This window comes from Novosphingobium sp. 1529, assembly GCF_040544855.1.
Classification (GTDB): Bacteria; Pseudomonadota; Alphaproteobacteria; order Sphingomonadales; family Sphingomonadaceae; genus Novosphingobium; species Novosphingobium capsulatum.
Genome location: NZ_JBEPKW010000002.1, coordinates 550669 through 565293 on the forward strand (window position 1 = coordinate 550669; position 14625 = coordinate 565293).

Sequence of the window (14625 nt, forward strand, 5' to 3'; positions counted from 1 at the left end):
CCACCGCCACCATTCACCGAGCCCTGGCCACAAACCACGCTTGCGTCATTGCGAAATAACCTGGATGATACATTATATCATGATTCGCAGGACAGAAACGATGACCGATCCCACCGCTATGCCGCCCGTCGTTGACTCCCGCCTTCCCGTCACCGTGCTGTCGGGATTTCTTGGTGCGGGCAAGACTACGCTGCTTAACCACATCCTCGCCAACCGCGCCGGTCTGCGCGTTGCCGTCATCGTCAACGACATGTCGGAAGTGAACATCGATGCCGACCTGGTGCGTGGCGGTGAGGCGGCGCTGTCGCGCAGCGAGGAAGCGCTGGTTGAAATGACCAACGGCTGCATCTGCTGCACCTTGCGTGATGATCTGCTCCACGAAGTGCGGGCGCTGGCGCAAGCCGGGCGGTTCGATTACCTGGTGATCGAAAGCACGGGCATTTCCGAACCGCTCCCGGTTGCCTCTACCTTCTCGTTCCGTGACGAGGCTGGCATGTGCCTGGGCGACGTGGCGCGGCTCGATACCATGGTTACGGTGGTCGATGCCGTCAACCTGCTCAAGGATTACGCCAGTCAGGATTTCCTGGCCGACCGCGGGGAGGCGCTGGGCGACGAGGATGACCGCAGCCTGGTGGGCCTGTTGGTTGAGCAGATCGAATTTGCCGACGTGGTGGTCATCAACAAGGCGTCGGCCGTGACACAGGATCATCTGCAACTGGTATGCAAGCTGGTGGCAAGCCTCAATGCCGATGCCCGCATCCGCATGTGTGATCATGGCCGGATAGAACTTGCCGATATTCTCGCCACGGGTCTGTTCGACGAAGAAAAGGCGGCGCAGCATCCGCTGTGGGCCAAGGAACTCTATGGCTATGCCAGCCACGTTCCCGAAACCCAGGAATATGGCATCGAAAGCTTCGTCTATCGCGCACGCCAACCGTTCGATCCCGCCAGCCTCCACGCCTTTCTGACCACCAACGGCCTCGATCAGGTGGTGCGCGCCAAGGGCCATTTCTGGCTGGCGACCAGGCCGGATTGGGTCGGTGAACTGGCCGTGGCCGGCAGCCAGACGATGACCGCGCGGATGGGCCGCTGGTGGGGCAGCATTCCCAAACAGCAATGGCCTGCCGACGATCGCTTCGAACAGTTTGTTGCGCAGCATTGGCATGCGCAGTGGGGGGATCGACGCCAGGAACTCGTGTTCATCGGCATCGGCATGGACGAGGCCCGCATCCGCCGCGATCTTGATGCATGCCTGGTCCCGGCTCAGGCCTTCACCCCGGATGCATGGGCAACGCTGCCCGATCCCTTTCCCGCCTGGGGGGAAAGCATGGCCATGGCCGATTAAGCCCTGCCCCGCGCCACAATTGGGGCGTGACAGCAGCCTGGAACGGCGACAAGGTAAGGGCGTTTTCCCGCCTCTTGCCGTGTGCCACTCGCGTCTGTCCAGGCATTGCGCAGGGCAACCTTGCTGACAAAGGAAACGTACCTGTGCCGATGACCAAGCAAGCGGGCCGCGAATATCATCTCGTCGACCGGATCGGATGGCTGCGCGCCGCGGTGCTGGGCGCAAACGATGGCATTCTTTCCACGTCCAGCCTGATCCTGGGCGTCGCTGCGGCCGGCGGCACGCGGTCCAGCGTGCTGATCGCAGCGCTGGCGGCCCTGGTCGCGGGGGCGATGTCGATGGCTGCGGGCGAATATGTCTCGGTCAGTTCGCAGCACGATACCGAGCAGGCCGACCTGGCGCGCGAACGGGCCGAACTGTCCGCAGACTTTTCCGGCGAACTGGAAGAACTGGCCGGCATCTATCGCGGGCGCGGCATCGATGACGCAACGGCGCATATCATCGCCCGCGAACTGATGGCCAAGGACGCTCTCGCCGCGCATGCCCGCGACGAACTGGGCATCACCGTTGCCAATACGGCCCGGCCGATCCAGGCCGCATTCACCTCGGCAGCAACATTCACCTTTGGCGCCGCCATGCCGGTGCTGATCGCGGCGATCGCGCCTCGTGCCTGGCTGATCCCGATCGAAATCGTCGGCTCGCTGCTGTTCCTGGCCGTGCTCGGTGCAATCGGTGCTGTCACCGGTGGCGCCAATGTATGGCGCGCCACGGCCCGCGTCACGTTCTGGGGGGCGCTGGCGCTGGCCGTTACGGCGGGTATCGGCCGGCTGGTGGGCACAGTCGTTTAAGCGCGTCAGCAGCGCGGGGCCGTGATGAAAAGGTGACGATTACCTGACCAGTCGTTCCGGTCAAAATCAATGCATTGATCAATACATTCCACGCCGGCGCTATTTATCGCCCCATATTTCCAGATTCATGATATTCTGATTCGCGATCTGAATATTACTGTGGACTGCGAATAGGGCGGGGGACAGGGCATGCGGGTCACCACGGAAACGGGATTTCTTCGGCTGCGGGCCATTTCCGGCACGCGCGTGGTTTTGCTGGCGATCGATATTGCAGAGCAGGCGCGCGACGGACTGCTGGGCTTTGCCATTGCCCGGCTGGAAAACGGGGAACCGGTCTGGCTGCAAGGGCGCAAGGTCTTTGCCAGCGTGGAGCCAAACCCCGATCCGGCCGAAAGCTATCCCAGCAACCGCTACCCGATCCAAAGCCTGATCTGGTCAGACTTCAACGCCGCCCCCGGCCAGGACATCACCTATCGGGTGCATCCGGTGTATGGACCGGTGGCGGCCGTCACACTGGGCGATGCTGCCGAGATCACGATAGCGACGATTGACCCGACGGCCGGCGCGCACGGCGTCTATTTCAATTTTGGTGCGGTCGCCTCCCAGGCGTTTGCCGAAACCTTCCACAACCAGAAGCCGAAGGACGAGGACGATCCCGCCGACCGCGAGGTGCAGTGGCTTTCGCGGGGGGCGTTGCAGGCGGCGCTGGATTTCATCGCCAAGGCGGCAGACGGGGATTCCCTGCGCGTTGCGGCCTATGAATTCACCTATACCCCCATCCTCAAGGCGCTGCGCGCGGCGGCCGCGCGCGGTGTGGACGTGCGCATCGTGCACGAGGCGGGAACCGAACTTGACGAAAAGACCCACACACAAGTGCCGACAAGCGCAACAACGACCGCCAAGAACGCGATCGAACGGCTCGGCCTGGCCAACCAGCCCAACCTGCGGCTCATCAAGCGCACGCGCCGCCGCAATATCCCGCACAACAAGTTCATCGTGTGGCTGCGCGGCGGGGAAGCTGTGGAAGTGCTCGCCGGATCGGCAAATTTCACCGCCTCGGGCTTCATCGGCCAGACCAACGTGGTCCATATCGTGCGCAACCGCGATGTCGCGCAAGACTACCTCGATTACTGGACCGAGTTGTCGAAAGATCCGACAACGCCGGAACTTTCCACCTGGACCCAGGCCAAGACGCCACAGGACGATCTCGATGCGCTGACGGCACCGCCTGGCATCACCACGTTCTTCTCCCCACGCAAGAACGACGTAATGCTAGCCTGGTATGCCGACCAGATTGCCGCTGCGACCGGCACGGTCATGTTCACCGCCGCGTTCGGCGTGAACAAGCTGCTTGCCGCGCAGTTCGGTATCGATCGGCCATTCGTGCGCTTCATCCTGCTGGAGGATGAGCCGGACAAGCTGCTGAAAGCCAAGATGGCGCAAGACCGTGACGTGGTGGCGGCCTATGGATCCATCCTGGGTGACTATGCCAAGAGCAAGAAGGTGTTCCCACCCTCAAGCCTCGATGCGTGGTTCCTCAAGGAAGAGTTGTTCCGCAAGCAGGGGCACGTGTTCTTCATCCACACCAAGTTCCTGCTGATCGATCCCTTGGGAGACAATCCGCTGGTTTGCACCGGATCGGCCAACTTTTCGACATCATCGCTGGAAGCCAACGACGAGAACATGCTGCTGATCCGCGGTGATACCGATGTGGCCGACGTCTACCTGACGGAATTCGACCGGATCTTCCGCCACTTCTATGCCCGTCAGGTGATCGACCGCCTCGCTGCCGAAGGCAAGCCGCTGACCGAAGCCAAGTTCCTGGACGAAAGCGACGGCTGGCTGGGCGAGTATACCCAGCCCGGGCGCCTCAAGACCAATCGCCAGCGGCTGTTCTTTCCCAACTGGCCAGGGCGCTGAACCGTGCCACGCTCTGGCAGCGTCAGGACAGGCCGGCTTCCAGCGCGATGCGCAGCAGATCGGCGGTGCGCACCACGCCCAGCTTGCTTTTGATCAGGCTGCAGTTGTTGGCGATCGTCTTGTATCCCAGCCCGAGGATATCGGCGATTTCGCTCAGGCTGCGCCCGGCGGCCAAGTGGCGGAGGATTTCCAGGTCGCGCGGCGCCAGTTGTGCCAGGGTCGTGGCCGGGACATAGGCCTGGGTCACCAGTTCCTGGGCGATTGCCTGTTCGACATAGCGTTCCCCCGCCGCGACCTTGCGAATGGCGAGCAGCAGTTCATCGGGCGACGCGTTCTTGCTGACATAGCCCTGCGCCCCGGCGTTGAGCGCCCGCGCCACATAAAGTGGGTCGGCGTGCATCGACAGCACGAGGATCGGCGTCGCGCCGATCTGGCGGTGGCGAGCGACCAGTTCGATCCCGCCGAGTTCCGGCAGGTTGAGATCAAGGATCACCAGGTCGAGCGTGTTGGCCCGCGCGATTGCCAGCCCGTCGCGCCCGGTCGCCGCCTCGAACACCTGTGTGCCCGGCGTCATCATCAGCATGCGGCCAAGTCCGGCCCGCACGATCGCGTGATCATCAACCAGCAGAATGTTCATCACGCCTGCTCCTGCCCGTTTGCCGCCGGCACTGCGTGGATCTGGCACGGCAGTTGCGCACGCACCAGCCACACCGCCGCAGCGGCTTCGCGTCCATAGGCCAGTTGCCCCCCATGGGCTTCCACCCGCTCGCGCATGCCCAGCAGGCCCAACCCGCCACTGCGCGATGCATCGGGCGCGGCCTGTGGTACGCCGTCGTTTTCGATCCGCACGGTCAAGCGATCCGGTGCTTCGTGTGTAAGCGTGATGGCAATGCGGGCGGGCCGGGCATGGCGCATGGCATTGCTCAAGGCCTCCTGCACCACGCGGTAGGCGACCTCGGCCGTGCTTTCATCCAGTGCGGTTTCGGGTAGATCGAGCGCGAAGGCTATGTCCCCGCGCCGTCCTGCCCAGAACGCCACGAGATCCTTGATCGCCGCCGCCAGGCCAAATTCGGTAAGCCGCGCCGGGCGCAACCAACCGAGCAGGTCTCGCACCTGCCCCTGCATATGCACCACCGCCTGCTGGATTTCCTGGGCATGGCGGATCGCCTCTGCGGGCTTGCCCGCTTCGCACAGCTGCGCCAGCAGTGCGGCATCGAGGCCCACGGCAAACAAGCGCGGGCCGATCTCATCATGCAGGTCACGCGCGATTTCGGCGCGCTCTTCCTCTTGCAGGCGGACGATCTGGTCGCCCAACTGGCGGTTGCGCCGCATCGTTGCTGCCAGTTGCCCGGTCATCGCATTGAACCCGCGCTGCAACAGGCGCAATTCCGGTGGCCCCGCCTCTGGCACGGCGGCGGCATAATCGCCCTGCCCCACCTTGGCGAACTGTTCACCCAGCAAGACCAGCGGGCGCAGCCCCGCCCCCACCGCCAGCCAGATCAGCACGCCACCGATCAGGGCAACCCCGGCGATCACCTTGAGCATGGTGAATGCCTCGTTCCAGGCCGATCGCGCATCAGACTGCGGCGTGGGCGTCAGGACCAGGCGCAGGCCTGGTGCCAGACCCTGTCCCGGCGCATCGGGAATGGGCAAGACAACCGCAGCCGCCTCCACTTCCACAAGACGGCCAAACCAGGCTGGCGGTGGCGCCTCTCCACTGGGACGCGAGGTGAGCAGGGCCTGTCCCTGCCGATCGACCACCGCCATGCGCACATGCCGATTGCCATCGAAGGCGTGGACGAGTTGCCGCAGATCGCGGAGCGAATGATCGGAGCGAGGCAGGTCTTCAAACGTGCCGCTGGCGGTTTGCCGCGCGCCCGCCATCGCCGCGCGCAGTTCGGCAGCCAGTTCCTGGCGAACCTGATAGCCCACCAGCAGCGCGCACAGCGTCAGGCTGGAAGCCAGCACCAGGGTGATAAGCAGGATGACGCGCAGACGCAGAGACATGGTTCGTGCCGGCATGTGAAGACGTTCAGGTTCACGCCGCCTAGCACAGTCTGCGCCGTGGCAAGGCCTGCAATCACGATCGGGAATTTTTCCCGGCAAAATCGGGAAAGGCTGCCATGTTCGCTGGGCGAGGCCACCGCTAGCTACCCTGGCAAGAACACGAGACCTTTCCAGGGATATTGAAACCATGCTTTCGCGTCAGGCCCTTCGCACCTGCTTTCTGGCCTCTACCGGTCTCTATGCCGCCTTTGCCGCCCCGGCCGCCTTTGCCGAAAGCGATGCAGCGCCCCCGTCCGAAATCGTCGTGACCGCCCAGCGGCTCAACGATGCGCGCGAAAGCATCAAGACCAGCCTGGGCGCATCGACCTATACGCTGGACCAGAAGGCGATCCAGAACCTGCCCGGCGCCGACAACCAGCCGATCCAGGATATCATCCTGCAAATGCCCGGTGTCAGCCAGGACCAGTTCGGCCAGTTCCACGTGCGGGATGAACACAACGGCGTGCAATACCGCATCAACGGCGTGATCATTCCCGAAAGCATCGCGGTGTTCGGCCAGATGCTCTCACCCCGCCTGGTCGACAAGATCAGCCTGGTAACCGGCACCCTGCCCGCGCAATATGGCCTGCGCACTGGCGGCATCATCGATATCACCACCAAGTCCGGCCTCAAGGACGGCACCACGGTCAGTGTCTATGGCGGCAGCCAGGGCACGATCGAACCCAGCGTGCAGATCGCGGGAAGCTCAGGCGCAACCAGCTGGTTCGCCTCGGGCGACTACAAGCATTCCGACCTGGGCATCGAAAACGTCAACGGCAACCGCCACGCCATCCACGATCAGACCGACCAGTTCAACGGCTTTGGCTATATCGACCATATCCTGGGCGCCAACGACCGCATCGCGCTGACCGGTGGCTATACCAACCAGGCCTATCAGATCCCCAATCCCACCGGGCTGGTGGGCGGGCAGACCGATGCCAATGGCAATCCGGTGTCGGTCAACGGGCAGACCAGCTTCAACAGCGAAAACCTCAACGAACGGCAGTTGCAGACCTTCGGCTTTGGCGCGCTGTCGTGGCTGCATGCCGCCGGGCCGTTCTCGTTCCAGGCCTCGGCCATCGGCCGCGTGGCGACCCTCACCTATCGGCCAGACTATACCGGCGAACTGCTGTTCAATGGTGAGGCACAGTATGCCAACAAGAAGGACACGACTTTCGCGTTCCAGGTCGATAGCGCCTACAAGCTGTCGGAACAGCACACCCTGCGCGCCGGGCTGCTGTTCGAGCACGACCGTTCGACCAGCAGCACCAACACCAACGTGTTCCCGACCACCGGCGATACGTTCGATCCCACCCAGCCCGACCAGGGATGGCAGCAAGGCGCGATCCTGGCCAACGCCCAGCCGATCTCGCTGCCGTTCGCGATCGGCGTTACCCAGCGCACCTATAGCGCCTATCTTCAGGACGAATGGCACATCACGCCGCATTTCGTGCTGAACTATGGCGCACGGTTCGATGAAAACGACGGCCCGCGCAACGAGCGGCAGCTTTCCCCGCGGGCAAACATGGTATGGACGCCGGGTCATGGGCTGACAGTGCATGCCGGCTATGCCCGCTACTTTTCGCCGGCGCCATTCGAACTCATTGCCGACAGCAACCTGGCACAGGTCTACAACACCACCGCCTCGCCCAACGTGCGGACCAACAACACCACCTATGCCCAGCGCGAAAACTACTGGGATGCGGGTTTCGAGCAGAAGATCGGCAACTTCACGCTGGGCCTCGATGGCTATATCCGCCGCTCCACCCATCTGGTGGACGAAGGCCAGTTCGGCGCCCCGATCATCCTGACCCCGTTCAACTATGCGCGTGGACGCATCTTTGGCACCGAACTGACGCTGAACTACAGCCACGGCGGCTTCAACGCCTATGGCAACATCGCCTATGCCAAGGCCCAGGGCACCGATATCGTGTCCAACGAATACAACTTTGCCGCTGCCGACCTTGCCTATATCGCCAACCATTACATCTACCTCGATCACAACCAGACCTGGTCGGGATCGGCGGGCGCGTCTTACAACTGGCGCGATGGCGCCCTGGCCGGCTCGCGCGTCAGCGCCAGCGCGATCCTGGGCTCTGGCCTGCGCAGCGACCTGGTCTTGGCCGATGGCAGCACCGTGCCCAACGGCGCCTCGCTGCCATCCTATGTCACGTTCAACCTTTCGGCCGGCCACAAGTTTGGCAACAGCGGGTTTGACGTGCGCGTTGATGTGCAGAACCTGTTCGACCACGTCTATGAAATCCGCGACGGGACCGGCGTGGGTGTCGGGGCGCCCTCGTTCGGGGCGCGGCGCGGCATTTTCGTAGGCATCAGCAAGAGCTTCTGATCCCGGCGTTGCCCCGGCGCTTGATCGGGGCAACGCTGCCGTGGCGGATCAGGGCATGCAGCCCAGCGCGGCGAGCGTGGCGCGCACGGCTTGGGGAAGCGGCGTGTGCGGCTCTTCGCCCAGCAGCGCGATCAGTTGGGCATTGTCCAGCCGCACCGGCTGCTGCCAAAGATAGCGCATCTCCATCAATTCGCGTGGCATCTGCGCAAATGGGGCGGCCAGGCGCAGCGCCCACCACGGGAACGGAGCAATCCGCACCTTTGGCGCGCCCAACGCCTCGGCAATGGCCTCGACCATCGCGGTGCCCGTGTCGTCCCAGTGCCCACCCATGTGATAGTTGGCAAAGGCCGGCACCTGATCATGCTCCACCAGGCGGACCATGGTTTCGGCCACATCGGGAAGATAGCCCCAGAGATGCCCGACGCCGCGCGTGGCGGGATTGCGGATAATCCGCGGACGGGCGCCCGGCGTGATCAGGCCTTGGGCAAACCAGCTGTTGGCCGCGCCTGGGCCAAAGAAATCGCCGGCCCGCACGATCAGCGCGCGAACGTCTCCAGCATCGGCAGCAGCGCGCAGCCGGCGCTCCATCTCAACCCTGATCGCGCCCTTGCGCGTGACGGCATGCTGCTGCGCGGTTTCAGCGATCAGCGGGAAGCTGTCAGGGCCATAGTTGTAGATGGTGCCCGGCAGCAAAATCTGCGCGCGGTTGACCCGCGCCGCGGCAATGGTGTTGTCCAGCATCGGCAAGACCACGGTGTCCCAGTTGCGGTAGCCGGGCGGATTGACGGCGTGCACGATAACCCTTGCGCCCTCTGCCGCCGCCGCAACCGCCGCCCGATCCATGGCATCGCCGATCACCGCCGCTACGCCCTGCGGCACCCGGTGTGCGCTGTGCGCCCGCACCAGTGCGCGCACGCTCCACCCGCGTTCCACCAGCCGCCGGGCCACGGCGCCGCCGATGCCCCCCGTCACGCCCAAAACCAGCGCAATCCGTTCCATGTCGCTCTCCTGTGTTGACGGCGACAGGATTGGCGCAAGAGCACGATCCATGAAATTGACTGAATGCGGCAAGCGGCTATACGGAAATAGATGAACCGAGAGCCAAACTGGGATATCTACCGCACCTTCGCCGCCGTGCTTCGCGAAGGCTCGCTCTCGGCGGCGGCGCGGGCCCTGGGGCTAACCCAGCCCAGCGTCGCCCGCCATATCGAGGCACTGGAACAGGCGGTGGGTGGCACCTTGTTCCTGCGCTCGCAACGCGGCCTTTCGCCCACCGATCGGGCCATTGCCCTGCAACCCTATGCGGAAGCCATGCTGGCCACCTCGGCCGCGCTGCTGCGCACCGCAACGGCGGGCGCAGACGCGATTGCCGGAACGGTCCGGATTACCGCCAGCGAGGTGGTGGCGGCCGAGCATCTGCCACCGGTGCTCACCATGCTGCGCCAACGTTACCGGGAACTCAGCATCGAATTGGTGGCAAGTGACGCGATCGGTGACCTGCTGCAACGCCATGCCGATATCGCCATCCGCATGGTCGCCCCGACGCAACAGGCCCTGCTCGCGCGCAAGCTCGGCGCGCTGGAACTCGGGCTCTATGCCCATGCCGACTATCTCGCTCGGCATGGCCAACCCAAGGTCATTGCCGATCTGGCACGCCATGACCTGATCGGGGTCGACAGCATTGGCGATCTGTCCCGCGCGGTGCTCGACGCCTTGCCGGGTCTGGAGCACAGCGATTTCGCGCTGCGGATCGACAACGCGCTGGTGCAACTCGCCGCGATCCGCGCGGGCTTTGGCATCGGCATCTGCCAGGTGGCCGTGGCCGCGCGCGATGCCGCGTTGATCCGTGTACTGCCCGATGCGTTTTCGTTTGATCTGCCGCTGTGGGTCGTCATGCACGAAGACTTGCGATCCAGCGCCCGCCATCGTGCCGTGTTCGATGCCCTGGTGGAAAGTCTGGCGGCAGCAGGGCCTCAGGGCGTTGCGATCGGCTGAACTGAGGCGACGCGCCGTGCCCGCCCCTTCCGCTTCATGCGGCGACGGGCGAGGTAGAACCACACGCCGCTGATCGCAAAGAACGGCAGGCTGAGGCTGGTCACGAACAGCGCGATCCGCCCGGGCAGGCCAAAGAACGCGCCGCGGTGGATTTCGAACATGCTGGCGACGATGACAGCACCGCTTGGCCGTTGCGCGGCAAAATCGGTGGCCAGAACCTTGCCGGTCGCCCCGTCGATCGTCACGGCATCATCCGCCCGGTTGTGCCGCGCCGCCACGGGCAGCGCGCGATAGCGCAAGGCAGCACCCTTTTCCGGCACGATCAGCATGATCCGCTGATAGGAATGACCTGCGGTTGCCGCGTCAAACCCCTGCCAAGCCAGGGCGAAATCAGGTTTGCCGCGCGCCTTGACCTTCTCGGCCTGCTCTGCGCCCAACAGGCGCTGAACCCCGCCACGATACCAATCGAACGACCACCACAGCCCGGTCAGCGCGCTGAGCAGATAGACCGCCATCATCAGCCCGCCGAGCAGCAGGTGTACCTCGCGCCACCACCAGCGGCCCTTTCGCCCCGGCGGAATGGTCAACCACGCGCGCCAGTCACGCGGCTTGGTCGGCCAGCGCAGATAGAGCCCACCCAGCGCCAGCACGATCAGCGCGATCGCCGCGCTGCCGGTCACGATCCGCCCCCAACCCTTGCCATTGCCCGGCATCGCCAGCCAACGGTGCACCCGCTCTACCGTATCGAACAGCGCAGCAGCGGGCAGCGGCCCCAGAATGCGCCCGTCACGGCGGTCCAGCAGCACGGTTTCACGCTCTTTGGCCCCAGCTGCCTTGTCAACATAGCTGATCCGCGCCGGCACGGTGGGATCGCTGTCCACCTCGAACCGCGCGATCGCCTTGCCCGGCTGCGCCAGTGCGGCGCGTTGCAGCAAGACCGCTGGGGCCAGCACCGCCTCACCCGCGCGCACGGGCAGCGGCGCGATCAGCCGCGCCTGGATGTCGTCCTGGAAAGACAGCATGGCACCTGTCGCGCCCATCACGGCCAGGACCAGCCCAAGGCTGAGCCCCAGCCAGCTATGCAGCCGTTGCAACCATTTGCGCAGGGCGATGGTGCCGGGTGGGCGAATCGTCGGTCTCATTACGATCAATTATTGCAAACCAATATCAATATCAATTAGGGCAGCTGTGAATTCCACCCGAGGGATTCGCCAAGGGGACCTGTATCATGCTGTTTCTGCTCGCGTCGGCGGCCGCCGCAAGCGTCGCCGCCGCCACCGCTGCTCCCGCTCCTGCTGCGCCGGATGGCGAGGCCCCCCAAGCCGAACGCCAGCTCGACGAAGAGATCGTGGTGACCGGGCGGCAAGAAGCGCCCTATCGCGCGCAGGTGGTGCAGGTGGGCGCGTTCCGCAATCAATCCGCGCTCGATACGCCGGCCAATGTCGCGGTGATCACCCGCGCCATGCTGGATGACCAGGGCGCCAAGGGCCTCGACGATGCCTTGCGCAACACGCCGGGCATTACCCAGCAATCGACCAGCCCGACCACGAGCAACAACTTTGCCGCGCGCGGCGTGCTGCTCAACGCGCGCACCAACTACCGCCTCAACGGCGCGTTGCAGATCATCAATCTTGGCCCGATCCCGGTGGAAAACAAGCAGCGCGTCGAACTGCTCAAGGGCGTTTCCGCGCTCTATTACGGGCTCAGCACGCCCTCAGGCATCGTCAACGTGGTAACCAAGCGCGCTGGCGATCGCCCGGTGACGAGCCTCTATGTCGATGGCGATGTGGAAGGCAGCGTGGGCGGCGGGTTCGACATCGGCCGCAAGGTGGGCGCAGGTGATGCCATCGGCATCCGCATCAACGCCTATGGCTCGCACATCGAAACACCGATCGATGGGGTCAACGGCTATCGCTATCTCGCCAGCGGGGCGTTTGATTGGCAGGCAAGCGATCGGCTGTCGTTCAAGCTCGATGTCGAGCACTATCGCCGCGCAACCGATGAACCGGGCGGCATCACCCTGCCCACCGCGGTCAACGGCGTGATCACCTTGCCCGCGATCCCCAGCCCGCATAACCGCTATGCCCCGGTCAACGCACCCTATCGCACCTGGGTGACCAACGCCCTGGGCCGCATGGATTATCGGCTGGCCGGCACGTGGTCGGTGCGCGTCGAAGGCGGCTATGCCAACACCCGCCGCCAGCGCATGATCGCCAATATCGGCAAAACCAACCTGGTGACCGGCGCCGGCACGATCGCGGCGACCTACACCCCCGATCAGGAATACGCCAATCTCTATTGGCGGGCGGAACTGGCCGGCGAGGCGCAAACCCTGGGCATCCGCCACGAACTGCTGCTGGGCTATGCCCGCAACCGACAGGTGCAGGAAGACCAGCACCCGCAAAGCTATGCCGCGGTAAAACAAAACCTCTATGCGCCGCTGGCCCTGCCGCTGTCGGCACTTACCCCCACCACCGTGCGGCTTACCGCCGGCAGCGTGAACATCGATACCGGTCTCTATGCGATGGACCAGGCGCATATCGGTGAAAAACTGCTGGTGATCGCGGGCGTGCGCCACGTGGACTATCGCACCCGCACCACCAGCACCGATTTTGCCCTGCGCACCTGGACACCCACCGGAGCACTGGTGCTGCGCCCCACGCCCAAGACCAGTCTGTACTTCAGCTATATCGAGGGGCTGGAAAGCGCCGGCACCGCGCCCGATGGCACGACCAATGCCGGCAGCGTCCTGCCCGCAGTGCGCAGCCGGCAGCTGGAACTGGGCGCGCGGGCCGAAGCGGGCGGCATGCTGCTGTCGCTCGGCTGGTTCCGCATCAACCGCGGCCTTGCCTATACCGATCTGGCCACCAACACCTACGTCGTCAACGGTCGTGCCCTGCACCAGGGGATCGAGGCATCGGTCCAGGGAACGATCGTGCCGAGCGTATCGGTGGCGCTGGCCGGGCAATATCTTGTCGCCCGCCAGCGGCAGACCGGGGTGGCCGCGCAAGACGGCAAGCTGGTGGACAACGCGCCGCGCTGGTCAGGCTCGGCCTTCGTCAACTGGCAGCCCGTAGGTGCGCTGCCGCTGGGGCTGAACGCGGGCGTCTACTACACCGGCAAGCGCTTTACCGACGTGCTCAACCAGGGTGTGCTGCCCGCCTATGCCACGCTCAGCCTTGGCGCTAGCTATCGGCTGGCCCTGGCGGCGGGCCGCACGATGACGTTGCGCGCCAATGCCGACAACGTGACCAACACGCGCTATTGGGCCACCGGTGGCAGCACGCTTTATGTCGGCGCGGCGCGGACACTGCGCCTGTCTGCCGCCGTAAGCTTTTGAACGCGCTCCAGCCGCGCCAGCAAGTGGCGCGGCTGTGCGACAGGGTTACTTGGTCGCTGCGCCTGGCGCCACGGGCGGCGGCGGCGGCGGCGTGCCCGGCCCTGGCTGACCGACGGCACCATTCGCACCGGCAGCCGGCGGTGGAGGCGGAGGCGGGGGAGCCGAACCATCGCTCGGCGGCGGGGGTGGGGGCGGAGGCGGCGCACCTGCGCCAGTGGGCGGTGGCGGTGGCGGGGGCGGCGGCGCATCACGGCCGGGGCCACGCGGCGGAGGCGGCGGAGGCGGAGGCGGAGGCGGCGCACCGACTTGGGTTACGCCACCCTGTGGATCGACCAGGTACGAGGCGCGCAATTGGCCATTATCATACCGGCCCTGCACCATCAGCGCATTGCCAGAGCGGACCTGGCCCGCCCCATCGCGGCCGACATCGACCAGCAAACGGCCCGTGCCATCCTGCAGAACGAAACGATCACCATAGACCTCGGCGACCTTGCCCTTCACCGTGGTGATCCCGCTGCGCTGCGGCACCTGGGCAATCGCGGTTGGCACGGTCGGCGCCATTTCCACCGGCGGACGGGTATAGGCAACTGCCCCCGCCCCCGCGGCGCCGCCCAGGGCCAGCAACACGGCCACGCCGCTGGCCAGCTTCATACGGTGTGGGATGTGCCCAACCGGATTTTTCCAATCGACCATCTTTCAACTCCTTGGGTTGTCGATGGCCCCGTTCTATGCTGCCCCTTCCGACGCAGCCTGAAGCTGGCGTTTCATGTTCGGTTTAACCTGC

11 protein-coding genes are annotated in these 14625 nt (G+C 64.9%); 6 read left to right on the forward strand and 5 right to left on the reverse strand.

Going from position 1 to position 14625, the window contains the following annotated elements:
* Positions 1-100 precede the first annotated feature (100 nt).
* The 3 genes from ABIC78_RS07780 (at position 101) to ABIC78_RS07790 (ending at position 4113) form a co-directional block, all read left to right on the forward strand.
* Positions 101-1345, forward strand: a complete 1245-nt coding sequence (locus ABIC78_RS07780) for a GTP-binding protein (protein WP_354488706.1) — start codon at positions 101-103, stop codon at positions 1343-1345.
* A 149-nt stretch (positions 1346-1494) separates the two neighbouring features.
* A complete protein-coding gene (locus ABIC78_RS07785) occupies positions 1495-2193 on the forward strand; it encodes a VIT1/CCC1 transporter family protein (RefSeq protein ID WP_169047770.1) in 699 nt (232 codons plus the stop codon).
* Positions 2194-2382: 189 nt separating this feature from the next.
* Positions 2383-4113 carry a phospholipase D-like domain-containing protein gene (locus ABIC78_RS07790; protein WP_354488708.1) on the forward strand — a complete coding sequence of 577 codons (1731 nt, stop codon included), beginning with the start codon at positions 2383-2385 and terminating at the stop codon, positions 4111-4113.
* A 22-nt stretch (positions 4114-4135) separates the two neighbouring features.
* On the opposite strand, the gene ABIC78_RS07795 is transcribed toward ABIC78_RS07790, so the two are convergent.
* Together ABIC78_RS07795 and ABIC78_RS07800 are read right to left on the reverse strand one after the other, a co-directional pair.
* On the reverse strand, positions 4136-4750 hold the full coding sequence (locus tag ABIC78_RS07795; RefSeq protein ID WP_054131177.1) for a response regulator: 615 nt from the start codon (positions 4748-4750) through the stop codon (positions 4136-4138).
* On the reverse strand, positions 4750-6120 hold the full coding sequence (locus tag ABIC78_RS07800) for a histidine kinase (RefSeq protein ID WP_169047767.1): 1371 nt from the start codon (positions 6118-6120) through the stop codon (positions 4750-4752). The genes ABIC78_RS07795 and ABIC78_RS07800 overlap by 1 nt, the downstream gene beginning before the upstream one ends.
* Positions 6121-6307: 187 nt before the next feature.
* Here ABIC78_RS07800 and ABIC78_RS07805 point away from each other — a divergent pair, with 187 nt between their 5' ends.
* The gene (locus tag ABIC78_RS07805) at positions 6308-8506 is read left to right on the forward strand and encodes a TonB-dependent receptor (RefSeq protein ID WP_354488711.1); all 2199 of its coding nucleotides are present in this window, start codon (positions 6308-6310) and stop codon (positions 8504-8506) included.
* A gap of 48 nt (positions 8507-8554) precedes the next feature.
* Here ABIC78_RS07805 and ABIC78_RS07810 read toward each other — a convergent pair whose 3' ends face one another.
* Positions 8555-9505 (reverse strand): NAD-dependent epimerase/dehydratase family protein, encoded by a 951-nt coding sequence (locus ABIC78_RS07810; RefSeq protein ID WP_354488713.1) that lies wholly within the window; start codon positions 9503-9505, stop codon positions 8555-8557.
* Positions 9506-9595: 90 nt separating this feature from the next.
* On the opposite strand from ABIC78_RS07810, the gene ABIC78_RS07815 reads away from it, so the two are divergent.
* Positions 9596-10501: a LysR family transcriptional regulator gene (locus tag ABIC78_RS07815; protein ID WP_354488715.1), complete on the forward strand. Its 906-nt coding sequence runs from the start codon at positions 9596-9598 to the stop codon at positions 10499-10501.
* Here ABIC78_RS07815 and ABIC78_RS07820 read toward each other — a convergent pair.
* Positions 10480-11643: a PepSY-associated TM helix domain-containing protein gene (locus ABIC78_RS07820; protein WP_354488717.1), complete on the reverse strand. Its 1164-nt coding sequence runs from the start codon at positions 11641-11643 to the stop codon at positions 10480-10482. The two genes, ABIC78_RS07815 and ABIC78_RS07820, sit on opposite strands and share 22 nt — an antisense overlap.
* Before the next feature lie 86 nt (positions 11644-11729).
* Between ABIC78_RS07820 and ABIC78_RS07825 the strand changes: the two genes are divergently transcribed.
* Entirely contained in the window at positions 11730-13841 is a 2112-nt protein-coding gene (locus tag ABIC78_RS07825) for a TonB-dependent siderophore receptor (protein ID WP_168350958.1), read from the forward strand.
* 45 nt (positions 13842-13886) lie between these two features.
* Here the strand turns inward: ABIC78_RS07825 and ABIC78_RS07830 are convergent, their stop codons facing one another.
* Complete coding sequence (locus tag ABIC78_RS07830; RefSeq protein WP_354488719.1) at positions 13887-14534, reverse strand: hypothetical protein; 648 nt, start codon at positions 14532-14534, stop codon at positions 13887-13889.
* Positions 14535-14625 lie beyond the last annotated feature (91 nt).

Coding starts and splice junctions, on each gene's coding strand:
- ABIC78_RS07780 (WP_354488706.1), top strand. CDS start 101: ATGACCGATCCCACCGCTATGCCGCCCGTCGTTGACTCCCGCCTTCCC.
- ABIC78_RS07785 (WP_169047770.1), top strand. CDS start 1,495: ATGACCAAGCAAGCGGGCCGCGAATATCATCTCGTCGACCGGATCGGA.
- ABIC78_RS07790 (WP_354488708.1), top strand. CDS start 2,383: ATGCGGGTCACCACGGAAACGGGATTTCTTCGGCTGCGGGCCATTTCC.
- ABIC78_RS07795 (WP_054131177.1), bottom strand. CDS start 4,750: ATGAACATTCTGCTGGTTGATGATCACGCGATCGTGCGGGCCGGACTT.
- ABIC78_RS07800 (WP_169047767.1), bottom strand. CDS start 6,120: ATGTCTCTGCGTCTGCGCGTCATCCTGCTTATCACCCTGGTGCTGGCT.
- ABIC78_RS07805 (WP_354488711.1), top strand. CDS start 6,308: ATGCTTTCGCGTCAGGCCCTTCGCACCTGCTTTCTGGCCTCTACCGGT.
- ABIC78_RS07810 (WP_354488713.1), bottom strand. CDS start 9,505: ATGGAACGGATTGCGCTGGTTTTGGGCGTGACGGGGGGCATCGGCGGC.
- ABIC78_RS07815 (WP_354488715.1), top strand. CDS start 9,596: ATGAACCGAGAGCCAAACTGGGATATCTACCGCACCTTCGCCGCCGTG.
- ABIC78_RS07820 (WP_354488717.1), bottom strand. CDS start 11,643: ATGAGACCGACGATTCGCCCACCCGGCACCATCGCCCTGCGCAAATGG.
- ABIC78_RS07825 (WP_168350958.1), top strand. CDS start 11,730: ATGCTGTTTCTGCTCGCGTCGGCGGCCGCCGCAAGCGTCGCCGCCGCC.
- ABIC78_RS07830 (WP_354488719.1), bottom strand. CDS start 14,534: ATGGTCGATTGGAAAAATCCGGTTGGGCACATCCCACACCGTATGAAG.